Raw genomic sequence first — 16,303 nt, 5'->3', positions numbered from 1 at the left:
CCGTACGCCGTCGAGCCGCGCGAAGTCCACCCGTGCGCGGCCGACACCTGCCGAGTCGACACGTACGGAGTCGACCCGTATGAATTCGGCCACCTTTCAGGCCCGCTCGGCCCTAGGGTGTGTGCACCGAGTCACCGGAGGGGCCCATGCAGCCCAACACCCTGCTCGACGCCCTGCTCGACGAGGCGGGCGTCTCCCACGCCGGCCTCGCCGCCCGGGTGAACCGGGCCGGTCGGGCCAGGGGTCTTGCCCTGCGCTACGAACACACCGCCGTGGCGCGCTGGTTGAAGGGTCAGCGGCCGCGCGGCCAGGTGCCGGACCTGATCTGCGAGGTGCTCGCCGCCCGGCTGCGCCGGCAGGTGACCCTGGACGACATCGGCCTCGGGGTGCCGGGCGGGCCGCCGCCGGCCCTCGGTGCGCCCCTCTCCGGTTTCGTGGAGCGGGCGCCCGCCCTGTGGCGGTCCGACGAGCAGCGGCGGCCGCACACGCTCGGCGCGCAGGCCGTGACCGGGACGCCCGCGGTGATGCCGGTGTGGGAGTGGGAGAACCCGCCGGAGGACGCGGACGTGTCCCGCGCCGGGCGGGGTACGACGGTCTCCGCGGCCGACATCTCCGTGCTGAGCGCGGCCCGTTCGCACTACGAGCAGATGTACCGCAGGGCCGGTGGCATCGCGACGAGGGCCCGGATCGTCGGCTTCCTGACCGCCGAGACGGCGCCGCTGCTCCGGGGCGCGTACAGCGACTCCGTCGGCCGTCGGCTGCACCGCGCCACCGGCGGACTGGTCGCGGTGGCCGGAATCTGCGCGTACGACGCCGACGCGCACGGGCTCGCCCAGCGCTACTTCCACCAGGCCCTGCGTCTCGCGAAGGCCAGCGGGGACCGGGGTCTCGGCGCCTATGTGATCGCGCTGCTCGTCAACCAGGCGCTGTTCCTGGCGGAGTACCGGCAGGCGGTGGCGTTCGCGGAGGCGGCGCTGCGGGCGGCGGGCCGTCAGATCACCCCGGCGCTCGCCGCCGATCTGACGGCGATGCAGGCGAAGGCGTACGCCCATCTCGGCGACGGGGCGGCCGCGCTGGCCTGCATCCGGCGGGCCGAGGCGGAGGCGGAGCGGATCAGCCCGGGGGACGAGCCGGCCGAGACGGGCTACGTCCAGCCGGGGTTCGTCAACGTCCAGGTCGCCGAGGCCCTGCTCAGTCTCGGCGACCTGGACGCGGCGCACGAGCACGCCTCGGCGGCGGTCGGCACGCCCTCGCACGACCGGGGCCGGGTGCACCGGCTCGCGATGCTGTGCCAGATCGAGCTGCGGCAGGGGGAGGCGGACGGTGCCGCGCGCACGGCGGTGGAGATGACGGAGCGGGTGCGGGGGATGGAGTCTCGGCGGCTGCGGGACCGGCTGCACCAGGTGCGGGAGCATCTCCTCGCGAGCGGCGGACGGGACGCGCGGGAGGCGGCGGAGCTGATCGACGGGGCTCTGCGCGTTCCCCTGTGAGCTTCCAACTGCTGCGATATTGCCACCAAACAAGCACCGACCAGTCGGAAGGTGGCAAGAACGTGCAATGGACGAAACTGAGCGAACGCTCGGTCTATGAGAACCGCTGGTTCCGGGTGAACCTCGCGGACGTCGAACTTCCGGACGGCCGCCACCTCGACCACTATCTGATCCGGCTCCGTCCCGTCGCCGTCGCGACCGCCGTCAACGACGCGGACGAAGTCCTGATGCTCTGGCGCCACCGCTTCATCACCGACAGCTGGGGCTGGGAACTGGCCGCCGGTGTCGTCGAGGACGGCGAGGACATCGCGACCGCCGCCGCCCGCGAGATGGAGGAGGAGACCGGCTGGCGGCCGGGGCCGCTGCGCCATCTCCTCACCGTCGAGCCCTCCAACGGCCTGTCCGACGCCCGCCACCACCTCTACTGGGCGGAGCGGGCCACGTACACCGGACCGCCCGAGGACGCGTTCGAGTCCTCCCGGCGGGCCTGGGTCCCGCTGAAACAGATCCCCGACATGATCACCCGGGGCGAGATCCCGGCCGCCAACATGGCCGCCGGGCTGCTGATGCTCCACCATCTGCGCCTCGGCTGAGAGCCCGACGGCCTCACGAGCGCGGACATGCCGGACGGCCCGTACCTGTGCGGGTGTACGGGCCGTCCGGTGTCCAGGGGGAGCGGTCAGGAGTACGGGTAGAAGCCCGACCCCGTCTTCCGGCCCAGCCGGCCCGCGTCCACCATGCGCTGGAGCAGCGGGGGAGCGGCGTACAGCGGCTCCTTGAACTCGGCGTACATGGAGTCGGCGATCGAGGCGATCGTGTCCAGGCCGATCAGGTCGGAGAGCTTCAGCGGGCCCATCGGGTGGGCGCAGCCGTACTCCATGCCGTTGTCGATGTCCTCGCGGCTCGCGATGCCCGACTCGAACATCCGGATCGCCGAGAGGAGGTACGGCACGAGCAGCGCGTTGACGACGAAGCCGGACCGGTCCTGCGCGCGGATCGCGTGCTTGCCGAGCGCCTTCTCCGCGAACGCCTGCGCGCGGCTGATCGTGCCCTCGGAGGTGGTGAGGGCCGGGATCAGCTCGACGAGCTTCTGCACCGGGGCCGGGTTGAAGAAGTGGATGCCGATGACCTGGTCGGGGCGGGAGGTCGCCACGGCCAGCTTCACCAGCGGGATGGAGGAGGTGTTCGAGGCCAGGATGGCGTCGGGCCGGGTCATCACCTGGTCCAGCACCTGGAAGATCTCGGTCTTGACCTGCTCGTTCTCCACGACGGCCTCGATGACGAGGTCGCGGTCGGCGAACTCGCCCAGGTCGGTGGTGAAGCTGAGGCGGGCCAGCGTGGCGTCCCGCTCCTCCTCGCTGATCTTGCCGCGCTCGGCGGCCTTCGTCAGCGAGTTGTAGAGCCGTGTGCGGCCGATCTCCAGCGCCTCGCCGGTGGTCTCGGCGACCTTCACCTCGAGACCGCTCCGGGCACACACCTCTGCGATGCCCGCGCCCATCTGGCCGCAGCCCACCACTCCGACGCGCTCAATGTCGGCCATGGAGTCCGTCACCTCGTGCCTTTCGCTCTTCTCTGGCGGCGGGCCCGTGTGATTCCGGTGCGTCCGCCTCGACCCCCACGACGTTACCGCTCATTAACCGATGATCGATCGTCCGGGCCGGGCATGCTGTCCGGGTGGGTGTGACGTATCCGACAGAGGAGGGGTACAAGTGCCGCCTATCGGCAGAAGAGGGTTCGTGAGCGGCGCCACCGGCGCGGCGCTCGGCGTGACGGCGGTGACAGGGGCGGGGCCGGTGGACGCCGCGACGGGGACGGGTGCGACGACGGGGGCCGCCGCCACGAAGGAGGCCAGGTCCGCCGCACCGGCGGGCGCCCGGTCTCCGGTGCGGCGCAGACCGCGTCGCGGGCGGGAGTTCCGGGGCATGTGGCTGGCGACGGTCGCCAACCGCGACTGGCCCTCGCGTGCCGGGCTGACCGCCGACCGGCAGCGCGCCGAGCTGCTCGCCCACCTCGACACGGCGGTCGGGCGCCGCCTCAACACGGTCGTCCTCCAGGTCCGTCCGACGGCCGACGCGCTCTGGCCCTCGCCGTACGAGCCGTGGGCGGCGTGCCTCACCGGCACGCAGGGCCGCGACCCGGGCTGGGACCCGCTGGGCACGGCGGTGCGGGAGGCACACGCGCGGGGCCTGGAGCTGCACGCCTGGTTCAACCCGTACCGGGTGGCGAACCACACGGACCCGGCCCGGCTCGTCCCGGACCACCCGGCCCGGCTCCACCCGGAGTGGGTGCTGCCCTACGGCGGGAAGCTGTACTACAACCCGGGCCTGCCCGAGGTCCGCAGCTTCGTCCAGGAGGCGATGCTGGACGCGCTGCGCCGGTACGACGTCGACGCGGTGCACTGGGACGACTACTTCTACCCGTACCCGGTGGCCGGCCAGGTGTTCGCCGACGACGAGGCGTACGCGCGGTACGGCGGCGGCTTCCCCGACAAGGCGTCCTGGCGGCGGAACAACATCGACCTGCTGGTCTCCGGGATGTCCGCCCGGATCAAGGAGACCAAGCGGCACGTCCCCTTCGGGATCAGCCCCTTCGGCGTCTGGCGGAACGCGGCCACCGACCCGGAGGGCTCGGACACCCGGGCCGGTGTCCAGACGTACGACGACCTGTACGCCGACACCCGCAAGTGGATCCGGGAGGGCTGGGTGGACCACGTCGTGCCGCAGCTGTACTGGAACATCGGCCTGCCCGCCGCCGACTACGCCAAGCTGCTGCCCTGGTGGGACGCGGTGGTACGCGGGACAGGCGTCGGTCTCTACATCGGCGAGGCGCTGTACAAGGCGGGCGACCCCGCCCAGCCCGCGGCCTGGCAGGACCCTGGGGAGCTCTCGCGCCATCTGGCGCTGGCCGCCGGGTACCCGTCGGTCGGCGGCCACTGCTTCTTCGCGGCGAAGGAGGTAGCGGCGGACCGGATCGGGGCGATGGCCACCGTGGTGGCCGATCACTACCCGACCAGGGTCCGCGCGCCGGGGAGATAGAGGCTCAGCGGGTCCCCTCCTCCGGGTGGTGGCGTACGACGGTGTCGGGGCCCGGGGACATCAGGGCCTCGTGACCGTCGTCGTCGAACTTCACGCGGTACGGGGGAGTGCCGTTCTCCCCCAGCACCTGAAGGACCTCGGCCGTACGGTCGTGATGACCGACGGTCCGGCCGTGCACCAGCAGCTTGTCGCCCACGCTCGCCTGCATCGGGGTGACCTCCTCGCGACGGGGCCTGTCCTGGGTTGGGGTCTCTGTCTGCCATTGTGGCCCGCGTCACCCCGATCCGTCGCGTCAGCTCTTCGCCCGCTGGGTCACCGCGATGCACACGAGGACGCCCACCGCCGCGAGCGGAGCGGCCAGCGGCAGCGTCTCGCCCAGCAGGAAGACCGACCAGAAGAGGGTGAGGAGCGGCTGCGCGAGCTGGAGCTGGCTCGCCTTCGGAATGCCGATGGACGCCATGCCCCGGTACCAGACGTAGAGGCCGAAGAAGGTGGAGCCGGCGGCGACCCACACGAGCCCGAGGACACCGTGGGCGTTCAGGTGGACCGGCTCCAGGGCCAGCGCGACCGCCGAGGCCGGCACCATCAGCGGCAGGCACAGCACCAGGGCCCAGCCGATGACCTGCCAGCCCGGCATCAGCCGCGCGAGCCGCCCGCCCTCGGTGTAGCCGGCCGCGCACACCAGGAGCGCGCCGAAGAGGTACAGATCGCCCCGGGACAGGGCCCCGCCGCTCTGCTGGAGCGTGAACGCGATCACCACCGCCGCGCCGGAGACGGCCGCGATCCAGAACGTACGGGACGGGCGGCGGCCGGTGCGCAGCGCGGCCAGGGTCGCCGTGGTGAGCGGCAGCAGGCCCACCACGACGGCGGCGTGCGAGGTGGTGGAGGTCTGCAGGGCCAGGGTCGTCAGGAGCGGGAAGCCGACGACGACGCCGCCGGCGACCACCGCGAGCCCCGCCCAGTGGCGGCGGTCCGGCAGCGGCACCCGGCCGACGAGGAGGAAGGCGCCCGCGATGAGGGCGGCGAGGGTGGAGCGCACGGCCACCAGGGACCAGGGACCGAAGCTCTCCAGGCCCCAGACGGTCGACGGGAAGGTGAGCGAGAACGACACCACGCCGAGCACGGCGAGCAGGGTGCCCCGGCCGACCGGGTCGGAGGTGACCGGGGCGGGGCCGGTCGCGGTCCGCTCGGTGGCGGAGACCGCTATCGTCGGGGTGGCAGTAGCGCTATCCTTTGTTCTCATGGTCGAGCGTAGCAGTGTGGCGGAACTGGCGAAATCCCTGCGGGCTGAAGTGAACCGCTACTCACCTGGTGGAAAGCTGCCATCGAGTCGGGCCCTCGTCGAGCGGTACCGGGTCTCCCCGGTGACCGTCACCAGGGCCCTCGCCCAGCTCGCGGCGGAAGGGCTGGTCGTCACCCGCCCCGGCGCGGGAGCCTTCCGCGCCGAGCCCCGCACCTCTCCGCCCGTCGCCGGCGACACCTCCTGGCAGGAGGTGTCGCTCAGCGCCGACCCCGCCGGAGAGCTCGTGCCCCGCGCCGTCGACGCCTCCGGCGTGCTCGTGACCCTCTCCGCCCCGCCGCCCGGCGTGATCGAGTTCAACGGCGGCTACCTCCATCCCTCCCTCCAGCCGCAGCAGGCCCTCGCCGCCGCCCTCGCCCGTGCCGGACGCCGCCCGGGCGCCTGGGGCCGCCCGCCCACCGACGGCCTGCCCGAACTGCGCGAATGGTTCGCCCGCGAGATCGGCGGCAGCGTCACCGCGGCCGAGGTCCTCATCACCGCCGGCGGTCAGTCCGCCATCACCACCGCCCTGCGCGCCCTCGCCCCGCCCGGCGCCCCCGTGCTCGTCGAGTCGCCCACCTACCCGGGCATGATCGCGGTCGCCCGGGCCTCCGGACTCCGCCCGGTCCCCGTGCCCGCCGACGCCGACGGCGTCCGCCCCGAGCTCCTCGAAGCCGCCTTCCGCGCCACCGGCGCCCGCGTGTTCGTCTGCCAGCCGCTCTTCCAGAACCCGACCGGGGCGGTCCTCGCCCCCGAACGGCGCCGGGAGGTCGTCCGCATCGCCCGCGCCGCCGGAGCCTTCGTCGTCGAGGACGACTTCGCCCGCCGGCTCGTCCACGAGGACGCACCGCCCCTGCCCGCCCCGCTCGCCGCCGACGACCCCGACGGCGTCGTCGTCCACGTCTGCTCCCTCACCAAGATCACCTCGCCCAGCCTGCGCGTCGGTGCCCTGGCCGCCCGCGGCCCCGTCCTGGAACGGCTCCGCGCCATCCAGGTCGTCGACAGCTTCTTCGTGGCCCGGCCCCTCCAGGAGGCCGCCCTCGAACTCGTCGGCTCACCCGCCTGGCACCGCCATCTGCGCGCCGTCTCCCAGGAGCTCAGGAACCGCCGGACGGTGATGGCCGCCGCGGTCGCCGAGCATCTGCCCGGCCTGACCCTGCCGCACCTGCCCTCGGGCGGCTACCAGCTCTGGCTCCGCCTCCCCGACACCCTGCCGGAGGGCTCCCTCCTCGGCGCCGCGCTGCGGGCCGGCGTCGCCGCCGCCCCCGGCCGCCCCTACTTCTGCGCCGAACCCCCCGCCGGGCACATCCGGCTGAGTTTCGCGGGTGTCGCGGGCCCCGGCGAGATCGCCGAGGGCGTGCGCCGGCTGCGGACGGCAGTCGAAGAGCTCACCGGGTGACCACCGGGGCCGGGCCCGGCGGAGTCCCGGCCCGGCCCAGGACAGGCCCTGGCCCCGGGCAAATTCACCTGACAATCCCCGCCGCTCCCTGGCAGCCTGCGGCCACGAACGACAGCGCTCCCCCCGTCGCCCCCGCCGGCGCCGTCATGCACGGGACGTACGAGATCTCAGCCGACCCCGCACGGATCGACGCCGCCCTCGTCCACCACTGGCTCTCCACCGACGCGTACTGGGCCCTCGGCCGACCTCGGGAGAAGCAGGACAGCGCCATCGCGGGCTCCCTCAACCTCGGGGCCTACCACCGCGAGACCGGCGAGATGAGCGCCTACGCGCGGGTCGTCACCGACTACGCCACCTTCGCCTGGCTCTGCGACGTCTACGTCGACCGCCCGGCCCGCGGCACCGGCCTCGGCACCGCGCTCGTCACCGCCGTCCGCGACCACCTCGCCCCGTACGGACTGCGCCGCATCATGCTCGCCACCGCCGACGCGCACGGCGTGTACGAGAAGGTCGGATTCATGCCACTCCAGAATCCGGACAAGTGGATGGCTCTCGGGCAGCAGTGAGCCGCACCCCCGCGGGCCCCGGGAAATGACCCCTTGACCTGCGGGGCCACCGGCCTCACGATCGCGCCCATGAGTCTTCGGGTGACGCTCGTCACGGCGGCACGCAGCTCCTCCCTGCTCGCCGAACGCTTCGACGACGACCGGCCCCTCGACGAGGCCGGCTGGTACGAGGTGCAGCAGGCCGCGCCCGCGCTCATCCCCCTCGGCTCGGCCGAGCTGCGCTACTGCTCCCCGACCCCGCGCAGCCGCGCCACCGGCACCGCCCTCGGCTACGCCCCCCTCGCCCAGCCCGCGCTCCGCGACTGCGACATGGGCCGCTGGCGGGGCCTGACCCTCGCCGAGGTCGCCGCCCTCGAACCGGCCGCCGTCGACGCCTGGCTCAGGGACGCCCGCACCGCCCCGCACGGCGGCGAACCCCTCCTCGCCTTCATCACCCGGATAGGGAACTGGCTCGACACCCGGCCCGCCGAGGACGGCGCCATCGTCGCCGTCGCCGAACCCTCCGTCGTACGGGCCGCCCTCGTCTATGCCCTGAAGGCACCGCCCGCCACCTACTGGAACGTCGACGTCCGCCCCCTCTCCACCGTGACCCTCACCGGCCGCCCCGGCCTCTGGCACCTCCACCTCGACACGGCCCTCCGCTGAACGGACGGGCGTCCGAGCGGAACGGCAGCCGACGACCGGCTAGCCTGAGAGCACGATGAACCGTTTGAGCACGTCATGGGGCGCCTTCACGCTGACCCGCTTCCCCGAGGACCCGCGCGACCAGCTGCGCGCCTGGGACGCGGCCGACGAATACCTCCTGGGCCACCTGGCCGAGACCGGCACCGATCTCTCCGGCACCGTCGCCGTCGTCGGCGACCGCTGGGGAGCCCTCGTCACCGCGCTGCAGGCAGCCGGCGCCGGCGAACTCGTCCAGATCTCCGACTCGTACCTCGGCAGCCGGGCCACCCGCGCCAACCTCGCGCGCGCCGGCGCCGCCCCGGACGCCGTCCGGCTGCTGACCACCCAGGACCCGCCCCCGGCGCGCGTCGACGTCCTGCTCGTCCACGTCCCCAAGAGCCTCGGGCTCCTGGAGGACCAGCTCCACCGGCTCGCGCCCGCCGTGCACGACGGCACCGTGATCGTCGGCACCGGCATGGTCAAGGACATCCACACCTCCACCCTCAAGCTCTTCGAGCGGATCCTCGGCCCCACCCGCACCTCCCTCGCGGTGAAGAAGGCCCGGCTGATCCACACCACACCCGACCCGGCCCTCACCCCGGGCCGGAACCCCTGGCCCTACCAGTACGACCTCCCGGCCGACACCCCCGCGCCCGGCCTCCCCGGCCTGACCGTCACCAACCACGCCGGCGTCTTCTGCGCCGACCGCCTGGACATCGGCACCCGCTTCTTCCTCGCGAACCTGCCCGGTGACCTCGGCCGGGCCAAGGTCGCCGACCTCGGCTGCGGCAACGGCGTCGTCGGCCTCGCCATCGCCCTCCACGAACCCGAGGCGCAGCTCGTCTTCGCCGACGAGTCCTACCCGGCGGTCGCCTCGGCCGAGGAGAACTTCCGCGCGCACCTGGGGGAGGCGCGCGCGGCCGAGTTCCTCGTCGGCGACGGGCTCTCGGACCTGCCCGCCGGCTCCGTGGACCTCGTCCTCAACAACCCGCCGTTCCACAGCCACCAGGCCACCACCGACCGCACGTCCCGCCGGATGTTCACGGACGCCCGGCGCGCCCTGCGCCCCGGCGGCGAGCTGTGGGTCATCGGCAACCGGCACCTCGGCTACCACGTCACCCTCCGCCGCATCTTCGGCAACAGCGAACTCGTCGCCAGCGACAAGAAGTTCGTCGTCCTCCGCGCCGTACGCCAGGCGTAGTCGTCCCGTCCCGTCCCGCCCCGTCCGGTCCGGTCCGAAGCCCGGACCGGGCCGGGACCGGTCGGGACCGGGTCATCTGCCCCAGTCGCGCGAGCAGAGGACCAGCCGGTAGCCGTCCGGATCGGTCACGGTGACCCCCCACTCGTCCCAGTACGGATTGTGCGCGGGCACCCGCGTGCCCCCGACGGCGAGCAGCCGCTCCAGCTGCTCGTCCTCGACGGGCTTGCCCAGGTAGACGACGAACAGGTCGTCGACGGTCGGAGCCGGATCCAGTGGAGCCCGGGGATCACGGGTCAGCTCGAAGTGCCAGCTCCCGGCGGCCGGTCCGACCATCAGCAGCTCGTGCTTGCCCGGCTCCGGATCGGTGCTGCGCCACAGCACGTCCAGCCCGAGCCCGTCGACGTAGAACCGCTCGGCGGCGGCGAGGTCCCGCGAAGGGCGGGCGACCCGTACGCGGGTCTGCGCATTGATCATCATGTCTCCAGGCTAGGCGCCGTCGGCACCGCCGTCCGTCCGGGATCTCCCTGCTCCGCCACGGACTTGACCCCGAGACGAGGGTCGGGGTTCACCCTGCCGGACCTGCCGGGCCTGCAAGACCTGCCCAGCCTGCCGAACCCGCCCGACCTCCGCCCGGACCGCTCCCCGTCCACGCGCCGCGACCAGGGCGGGTCCAGGCCCCGTCACGCGTCGGGAAAGGCCAGGTCGAGTGCGCGTACCCGGTCCTCGCCGGTGGTGATGGCGAGGGTGACGATCCGGTCGCGACGGAAGGTGAAGGTCACCGCGGAGACCGGGCGGCCGGCGACGAACGCGACCGCCCCGATCGCGCCGTCGACCAGCGCGGGCCGGGCCGCGTCCGCGAAGCGTGCGAAGGCGGCCGCGCCCTCGGCGACGGCCGGGGCGCCGTGCAGCGGGCCGCGATCGGAGTAGGCGACCACGTCCGGGTCGAGGACGGCCGCGAGCGTACGGGCGTCACGCGCGCGTGCGGCAACCAGGAACCGGTTCACCAGCGCTCGTTGGCGTCCCGCGTCCATGCCGGCGGGGGCCGCCCCGCCGCCGCGGATCCGCTCCCGGGCCCGCCGGGCGAGGCGCGCCGCCTCCTCGGGGGAGCCGCCGGTGATCCGGGCCGTGTCGTACGGCGGCAGCCCGAACACGTCGTGCAGGACATAGGCAAGGCGCTCATCGGCGCCGAGGGACTCCAGGACGACGAGCAGCGCGAGCCAGACGGAGTCGAGTCCGGCCGCGCCCACCTGGCCCGCCGGGCCCACCTCGCCCGCCGCGCCCGGCACACCTCTGTCGTCGTGCCGCGCCCCGTCCGTTCTCCCTCCCTGGAGGCCCCGCACGCACGCCTGGCCCACCAGCGCCGTCAGCCAGACCCCTACCGCCGCCCCGTCGTCCCGGCGGAGTCCCGCCCGCGCCGTCGCGAGCGCCTCCTCGGCTCCGGCCCGCGAACCCGTCAGCCGCAGGGCCACGTGCCGCAGTTGCTCCTCGTGGGCGTCGAAGCGCCCGGTCAGTGCGGTCAGAAAGGTGTCGTCGGGCATGGGCGCCTCACTCCTCGTCGGTTCCGTCACTGCGTTGACGCGAGGGCCCGCCAGGATGTGACAGCACCGACCGGGAGGAGCGGGGTCAGCCCATGACGAGCTCCCGGGCCACGGTCCGCCGGGCCCCGGCGAGTTCCGCGTCCACCTCCGCCGCCCTGGCAGGGTCGAGGACGATCCGGGCCGGGACGTGCGTGCCCCGCGTCAGCCTCCGGTGGCGGAGGTGGGTGGGCGGGTGCGTGGCGTCCACCTGGTGCCCGCGCCGCTGCGCGACCCGGCGCAGCCGCTCGTACTCGTGCTCGGGAACCGACGCGGCATGCGCGGCGAGCCGCTCCCACAGCCCGTCGGCCGGGTCCTCGCGGCGCGCGCCGCCGATCCGGGTCCGCGCCGCGACCGATTCCCGGGCGAGTTCGCCGGCGACGCCCTTGCCGATGAGCAGCCGGTCCATGAGGCCGGCGGCCCCCTCCGTGCCCGCCGCGCGTGCGGCGGCCGAGTCGGCGAGGTACTCGGCGCGCTGCGAGTCGCGCAGGGTCAGGTGCTCCAGGACGACGAGAAGGCCGTCGACGAGCAGTCGGGGCGGAGCGGTCACGAGGTTCACGAAGTCGTCCATCAGGCTCTCGGGGCGCTGGGGGGCGAGGGCGTAGCGCCAGGTGTCGAGGGACGTGAAGGCGTTCCAGACGAGGAGGGAGCGGCGGGTGTCCCCGTTCGAGTAGTGCCCGAACTCGTGGCCGAGGAGCGCGATGCGCTCCTGCGGGGCCAGGATCTCCCACAGGCCGAGACCGATGTGGAGCACGCGGCGCTGCCGTACGCCGTAGGTGGTGACCGACGCGTTGGCGTCGGCGTCGATCACCACGGCGGCCACGCCGGTCGTGCCGACGCTCTCCGCGACCTCGTCGAGGAGGGCGAAGAGCCGGGGTGCGTCCGGCCGGCGCAGGACGGTCCGGTGCTTGGCGGTCCTGGCGAGGCTGCTGAACCGCGGCCGGAGCAGGACCGCGAGGCCCAGCGTGATGCCGCCGAACACCGGAAGCAGGTTCGCGCCCCAGCCCGCGACGATCATCCACAGTCCGCCCGCGAGCAGGGCGAGGGTCACGCCGTGTACCGCCACGGCGAGCGCCACGGCGAGCCTGCCGGCCGTCCCGCGCCGACCCTTGGGGCGGGGCGCGACCCGGCCGGTGGCGCCGACGCCACCGTGGCCGTCGGGGCTGTCGGAGTCCGCGGTTTCCGTGGGCTGTCCGGCTTCCGTGACCGGTCCTGGTGCGTCGAGGGCCGTGAGTTCCGCGAGGAGCTGTTCGCCGTCCCGCTGCGCCAGTCGCCTCCGCAGCCGTTCGACGCGCCCCTGTGCTTCCTCGTCCCGTCCGCCGGGGTCCACGTTCCAGTCGCACGCGGCGCACCAGGTGACGTACCGCCCGCCGTCGGCCACGGGGACGCCGCATTCGGGGCAGTCCTGCACCATCGTCCGGGCGGCCTGTGCCGTCTCCGTCATTCCGTACTCCCCCCGGGCGGCCCGTCGTACGGCTCCGCCCCGTTCCGATCTCTGATCCCTGTCTCCACAAGCGGAGCCCCGCGCAATATTTCCGGGACACGTACTCCGGGGGCAAGGGCCCCGAGCAAGGGACGCGGCAGGACGCGGCGGACACCGCCGTGTCCGCCGCTTCCGCCACGACGACACAAACGGAACGGCCCGTTCGGCGACACGAACGGAAAGGCCGGCTCGACGACGGGGCGTCGAGCCGGCCTTCCGGGGGTGCCGAGCGGGGGGCTCGGCGGAGTGGGTCAGTCCGTGCCGAACTCCATCGCGGCGCGGTCCAGCATCTCGTCGTCGTCGGAGACCTCGCCGCGCGAGGCGATGGCCTCGGCGCCGCCTTCCGGCATGGTGCCGATGAGTCCGGTGGCGGCCGCCTGGGCGGCGCCGATGGAGGGGCTGCCGGTGCCGATGAGGCCGAGACCGGCGTACTGCTCCAGCTTGGCGCGCGAGTCGGCGATGTCGAGGTTGCGCATGGTGAGCTGGCCGATCCGGTCGACCGGGCCGAACGCGGAGTCCTCGGTGCGCTCCATGGAGAGCTTGTCCGGGTGGTAGCTGAACGCCGGGCCCGTGGTGTCGAGGATCGAGTAGTCCTCGCCGCGCCGCAGCCGCAGCGTGACCTCGCCGGTGACGGCGGCGCCGACCCAGCGCTGGAGGGACTCGCGGACCATGAGGGCCTGCGGGTCCAGCCACCGGCCCTCGTACATGAGGCGGCCGAGACGCCGGCCCTCGTTGTGGTACTGGGCGAGGGTGTCCTCGTTGTGGATCGCGTTGACCAGCCGCTCGTACGCGGCGTGCAGCAGCGCCATGCCGGGGGCCTCGTAGATGCCCCGGCTCTTGGCCTCGATGATCCGGTTCTCGATCTGGTCGGACATGCCCATGCCGTGGCGGCCGCCGATGGCGTTCGCCTCCATGACCAGGTCGACGGGGGAGTGGAACTCCTTGCCGTTGATGGTCACCGGGCGGCCCTGCTCGAAGCCGATCGTGACGTCCTCGGTGGCGATCTCGACCGAGGGGTCCCAGAACTTCACGCCCATGATCGGGTCGACGGTCTCGACACCCGTGTTCAGGTGCTCCAGGGTCTTCGCCTCGTGGGTGGCGCCCCAGATGTTGGCGTCGGTGGAGTACGCCTTCTCCGTGCTGTCGCGGTAGGGCAGCTCGTGGGCGAGCAGCCACTCCGACATCTCCTTGCGGCCGCCGAGCTCGGTCACGAAGTCCGCGTCCAGCCAGGGCTTGTAGATCCGCAGGTGCGGGTTGGCGAGCAGACCGTAGCGGTAGAACCGCTCGATGTCGTTGCCCTTGAAGGTCGAGCCGTCGCCCCAGATCTGGACGTTGTCCTCGAGCATCGCCCGGACCAGGAGGGTGCCGGTCACGGCGCGGCCGAGCGGCGTGGTGTTGAAGTAGGCGCGGCCGCCCGAGCGGATGTGGAACGCCCCGCAGGTGAGTGCGGCAAGGCCCTCCTCGACCAGCGCCGCGCGGCAGTCGACCAGGCGCGCGATCTCGGCGCCGTAGGTCTTGGCGCGGCCGGGCACCGAGGCGATGTCGGGCTCGTCGTACTGGCCGATGTCGGCGGTGTAGGTGCACGGGATGGCGCCCTTGTCGCGCATCCAAGCGACCGCGACCGAGGTGTCGAGGCCGCCGGAGAAGGCGATGCCGACGCGCTCGCCGGCGGGCAGGGAGGTGAGGACCTTGGACATAGGAAGAGTATGCATGATTCCGCATGGTCATGCAACGCTGAGCCTGACGGGCCACCTGACGATCCACCTGGCAGGCCACCTGACGGGCCGCCTCGCGGCCGCCGTGCGGCCGTCCCGTGAAAAAAGAAAAGGCAAGGAGTTCTTCGACTCCTCGCCACTCTCAAGGTATAGCGCACAGGGGGCCTTGCGGCAAGGCCCCGGTGATGCCCCAGAATGCTCGTCTGAGGCCGCGACCTGCGGAAACGCAAGATCCGCAGATCCGCGCAGGCGTGTCAGGCGCATGCGCGGGCGGCCCGCTTCTGCTTTCGACGGATGGCGAACGGGGATCTCCGAATGTTTGACGTGATCGTGGTCGGCGGCGGACCGACCGGTCTGATGCTGGCCGGCGAGCTGCGGCTCGCCGGCGTGCGGGTGGTCGTGCTGGAGAAGCTGACCGAACCGACCGAGCAGTCCCGCGGCCAGGGTCTGCACGCGCGCAGCGTCGAGATCATGGACCAGCGCGGCCTCCTCGACCGTTTTCTCGCGGTCAGCGAGAAGTTCCGGGTCGGCGGTCTCTTCGGCGGCATCGCCAAGCCGTGGCCGGAGCGGCTGGACACGGCGCACGCGTACGGCCTCGCCACCCCTCAGCCGGTCACCGAGCGGCTGCTCAACGAGTACGCCCTCGAAGTCGGCGTCGAGATCCGGCGCGGCCGGGAAGTGGTCGGGCTGAGCCAGGACGAGGACGGGGTCACCGTCGAGCTCGCGGACGGTACGTCGCTGCGCTCGCGCTACCTCGCCGGGTGCGACGGCGGCCGCAGCGCGGTGCGCAAGCTGATCGGCGTCGGATTCCCCGGCGAGCCCGCCAAGGTCGAGACGCTGCTGGGCGAGATGGAGCTGACAGCGGACGCGGAGACGATCGCCGCCGTCGTCGCGGAGGTCCGCAAGACGCAGCTGCGGTTCGGCGTCGTTCCCCTCGGGGACGGGCTGCACCGGGTCGTCGCGCCCGCCGACGGCGTGTCCGATGACCGTACGGCCGCGCCGACCCTGGAGGAGTTCAAGGAGCGGCTGCGGGCCGTCGCGGGCACCGACTTCGGTGCGCACGCACCGCGCTGGCTGTCCCGGTTCGGTGACGCCACCCGGCAGGCCGAGCGCTACCGGGCCGGCCGGGTGCTGCTGGCCGGCGACGCGGCGCACATCCACCCGCCCACCGGCGGGCAGGGTCTCAACCTCGGCGTCCAGGACGCCTTCAACCTCGGCTGGAAGCTGGCCGCCGAGGTGAACGGCTGGGCTCCCGAGGGCCTCCTCGACAGCTACCACGCCGAACGCCACCCGGTGGGCGCCGCCGTCCTGGACAACACCCGCGCGCAGATCACGCTCCTGGGCACCGACCCCGGCGCGGCCGCGCTGCGCGAGCTGTTCACCCGGCTGATGGACTTCGAGGAGGTCAACCGTTACGTGACGGGCCTCATCACCGCCGTCGCGGTCCGCTACGACCTCGGCGACGGTCACGACCTGCTCGGCCGGCGCCTGCGCGACCTGAACCTGAAGGAGGGCCGTCTCTACGAGCTGCTGCGCGGCGGCCGCGGCCTCCTGCTCGACCGCACCGGCCGCCTCTCGGTCGAGGGGTGGACGGACCGGGTGGACCGCGTCGCCGCCCTCGCGGAGGACGACGAGACCGCCGACGCCCTCGACGTGCCCGCTCTCCTCCTCCGCCCGGACGGCCACGTCGCCTGGGTCGGTGAGGATCAGCAGGACCTGCGCGCTCACCTGGCCCGGTGGTTCGGTATCCCCGAGAGCTGAGTACGCGCTCGCGGCGCCGCGGGGGGGGGCCCCCGCGGGCGCCGGGGGGGCGCCCGGGGGGCGCCGCGGGCGAGGGCGTCGGGGGGGGGGGGGGGGGGCGCCGCGGGGCGGGGGGGGAGGTAAAAAAGAAACAACCC

Annotated in this window: 15 protein-coding genes; 8 read left to right on the top strand and 7 right to left on the bottom strand. The window is 73.4% G+C overall.

Translation table 11 applies throughout. The features are described from left to right. Window positions 1-146 precede the first annotated feature (146 nt). Both ACFVZH_RS15155 and ACFVZH_RS15150 read left to right on the top strand, forming a co-directional pair. Window positions 147-1,490 (top strand): transcriptional regulator, encoded by a 1,344-nt coding sequence (locus tag ACFVZH_RS15155; protein WP_384897245.1) that lies wholly within the window; start codon window positions 147-149, stop codon window positions 1,488-1,490. A gap of 62 nt (window positions 1,491-1,552) precedes the next feature. After that, window positions 1,553-2,083: an NUDIX hydrolase gene (locus ACFVZH_RS15150; protein ID WP_384897242.1), complete on the top strand. Its 531-nt coding sequence runs from the start codon at window positions 1,553-1,555 to the stop codon at window positions 2,081-2,083. Window positions 2,084-2,169: 86 nt separating this feature from the next. Here ACFVZH_RS15150 and ACFVZH_RS15145 read toward each other — a convergent pair whose 3' ends face one another. Beyond that, a complete protein-coding gene (locus ACFVZH_RS15145) occupies window positions 2,170-3,030 on the bottom strand; it encodes a 3-hydroxybutyryl-CoA dehydrogenase (RefSeq protein WP_384897239.1) in 861 nt (286 codons plus the stop codon). A 196-nt stretch (window positions 3,031-3,226) separates the two neighbouring features. Between ACFVZH_RS15145 and ACFVZH_RS15140 the strand changes: the two genes are divergently transcribed. Beyond that, a complete protein-coding gene (locus tag ACFVZH_RS15140; RefSeq protein WP_384897237.1) occupies window positions 3,227-4,525 on the top strand; it encodes a glycoside hydrolase family 10 protein in 1,299 nt (432 codons plus the stop codon). Window positions 4,526-4,529: 4 nt separating this feature from the next. Here the strand turns inward: ACFVZH_RS15140 and ACFVZH_RS15135 are convergent, their stop codons facing one another. Both ACFVZH_RS15135 and ACFVZH_RS15130 read right to left on the bottom strand, forming a co-directional pair. Next, window positions 4,530-4,733 (bottom strand): DUF1918 domain-containing protein, encoded by a 204-nt coding sequence (locus ACFVZH_RS15135; RefSeq protein WP_384897234.1) that lies wholly within the window; start codon window positions 4,731-4,733, stop codon window positions 4,530-4,532. An 84-nt stretch (window positions 4,734-4,817) separates the two neighbouring features. After that, window positions 4,818-5,768 carry a DMT family transporter gene (locus tag ACFVZH_RS15130; RefSeq protein ID WP_384897231.1) on the bottom strand — a complete coding sequence of 317 codons (951 nt, stop codon included), beginning with the start codon at window positions 5,766-5,768 and terminating at the stop codon, window positions 4,818-4,820. Here ACFVZH_RS15130 and ACFVZH_RS15125 point away from each other — a divergent pair. The 4 genes from ACFVZH_RS15125 (at window position 5,767) to ACFVZH_RS15110 (ending at window position 9,633) form a co-directional block, all read left to right on the top strand. Next, on the top strand, window positions 5,767-7,203 hold the full coding sequence (locus ACFVZH_RS15125) for a PLP-dependent aminotransferase family protein (protein ID WP_384897229.1): 1,437 nt from the start codon (window positions 5,767-5,769) through the stop codon (window positions 7,201-7,203). The genes ACFVZH_RS15130 and ACFVZH_RS15125 overlap by 2 nt on opposite strands. Before the next feature lie 146 nt (window positions 7,204-7,349). Beyond that, a complete protein-coding gene (locus ACFVZH_RS15120; RefSeq protein WP_384897226.1) occupies window positions 7,350-7,769 on the top strand; it encodes a GNAT family N-acetyltransferase in 420 nt (139 codons plus the stop codon). A gap of 69 nt (window positions 7,770-7,838) precedes the next feature. Beyond that, window positions 7,839-8,414 (top strand): histidine phosphatase family protein, encoded by a 576-nt coding sequence (locus ACFVZH_RS15115; RefSeq protein ID WP_384897223.1) that lies wholly within the window; start codon window positions 7,839-7,841, stop codon window positions 8,412-8,414. Window positions 8,415-8,469: 55 nt separating this feature from the next. Beyond that, window positions 8,470-9,633: a methyltransferase gene (locus ACFVZH_RS15110; protein ID WP_384897220.1), complete on the top strand. Its 1,164-nt coding sequence runs from the start codon at window positions 8,470-8,472 to the stop codon at window positions 9,631-9,633. Between the two features lie 72 nt (window positions 9,634-9,705). On the opposite strand, the gene ACFVZH_RS15105 is transcribed toward ACFVZH_RS15110, so the two are convergent. The 4 genes from ACFVZH_RS15105 to argG all read right to left on the bottom strand — a co-directional run bounded on the left by ACFVZH_RS15105 (window position 9,706) and on the right by argG (window position 14,387). Further along, window positions 9,706-10,110, bottom strand: a complete 405-nt coding sequence (locus tag ACFVZH_RS15105) for a VOC family protein (protein WP_384897218.1) — start codon at window positions 10,108-10,110, stop codon at window positions 9,706-9,708. Between the two features lie 203 nt (window positions 10,111-10,313). Next, on the bottom strand, window positions 10,314-11,171 hold the full coding sequence (locus tag ACFVZH_RS15100; protein WP_384897215.1) for a sigma factor-like helix-turn-helix DNA-binding protein: 858 nt from the start codon (window positions 11,169-11,171) through the stop codon (window positions 10,314-10,316). Window positions 11,172-11,256: 85 nt separating this feature from the next. Next, on the bottom strand, window positions 11,257-12,651 hold the full coding sequence (locus ACFVZH_RS15095; protein WP_384897212.1) for a M48 family metallopeptidase: 1,395 nt from the start codon (window positions 12,649-12,651) through the stop codon (window positions 11,257-11,259). A gap of 290 nt (window positions 12,652-12,941) precedes the next feature. Beyond that, entirely contained in the window at window positions 12,942-14,387 is a 1,446-nt protein-coding gene (argG, locus tag ACFVZH_RS15090) for an argininosuccinate synthase (protein ID WP_384897393.1), read from the bottom strand. Window positions 14,388-14,720: 333 nt separating this feature from the next. Between argG and rox the strand changes: the two genes are divergently transcribed. Next, on the top strand, window positions 14,721-16,166 hold the full coding sequence (gene rox, locus ACFVZH_RS15085) for a rifampin monooxygenase (RefSeq protein ID WP_384897209.1): 1,446 nt from the start codon (window positions 14,721-14,723) through the stop codon (window positions 16,164-16,166). Window positions 16,167-16,303 lie beyond the last annotated feature (137 nt).

The organism is Streptomyces sp. NPDC059534 (assembly GCF_042743475.1).
Taxonomy (GTDB): domain Bacteria; phylum Actinomycetota; class Actinomycetes; order Streptomycetales; family Streptomycetaceae; genus Streptomyces.
This window is presented reverse-complemented; position numbering and strand designations above follow the sequence as displayed.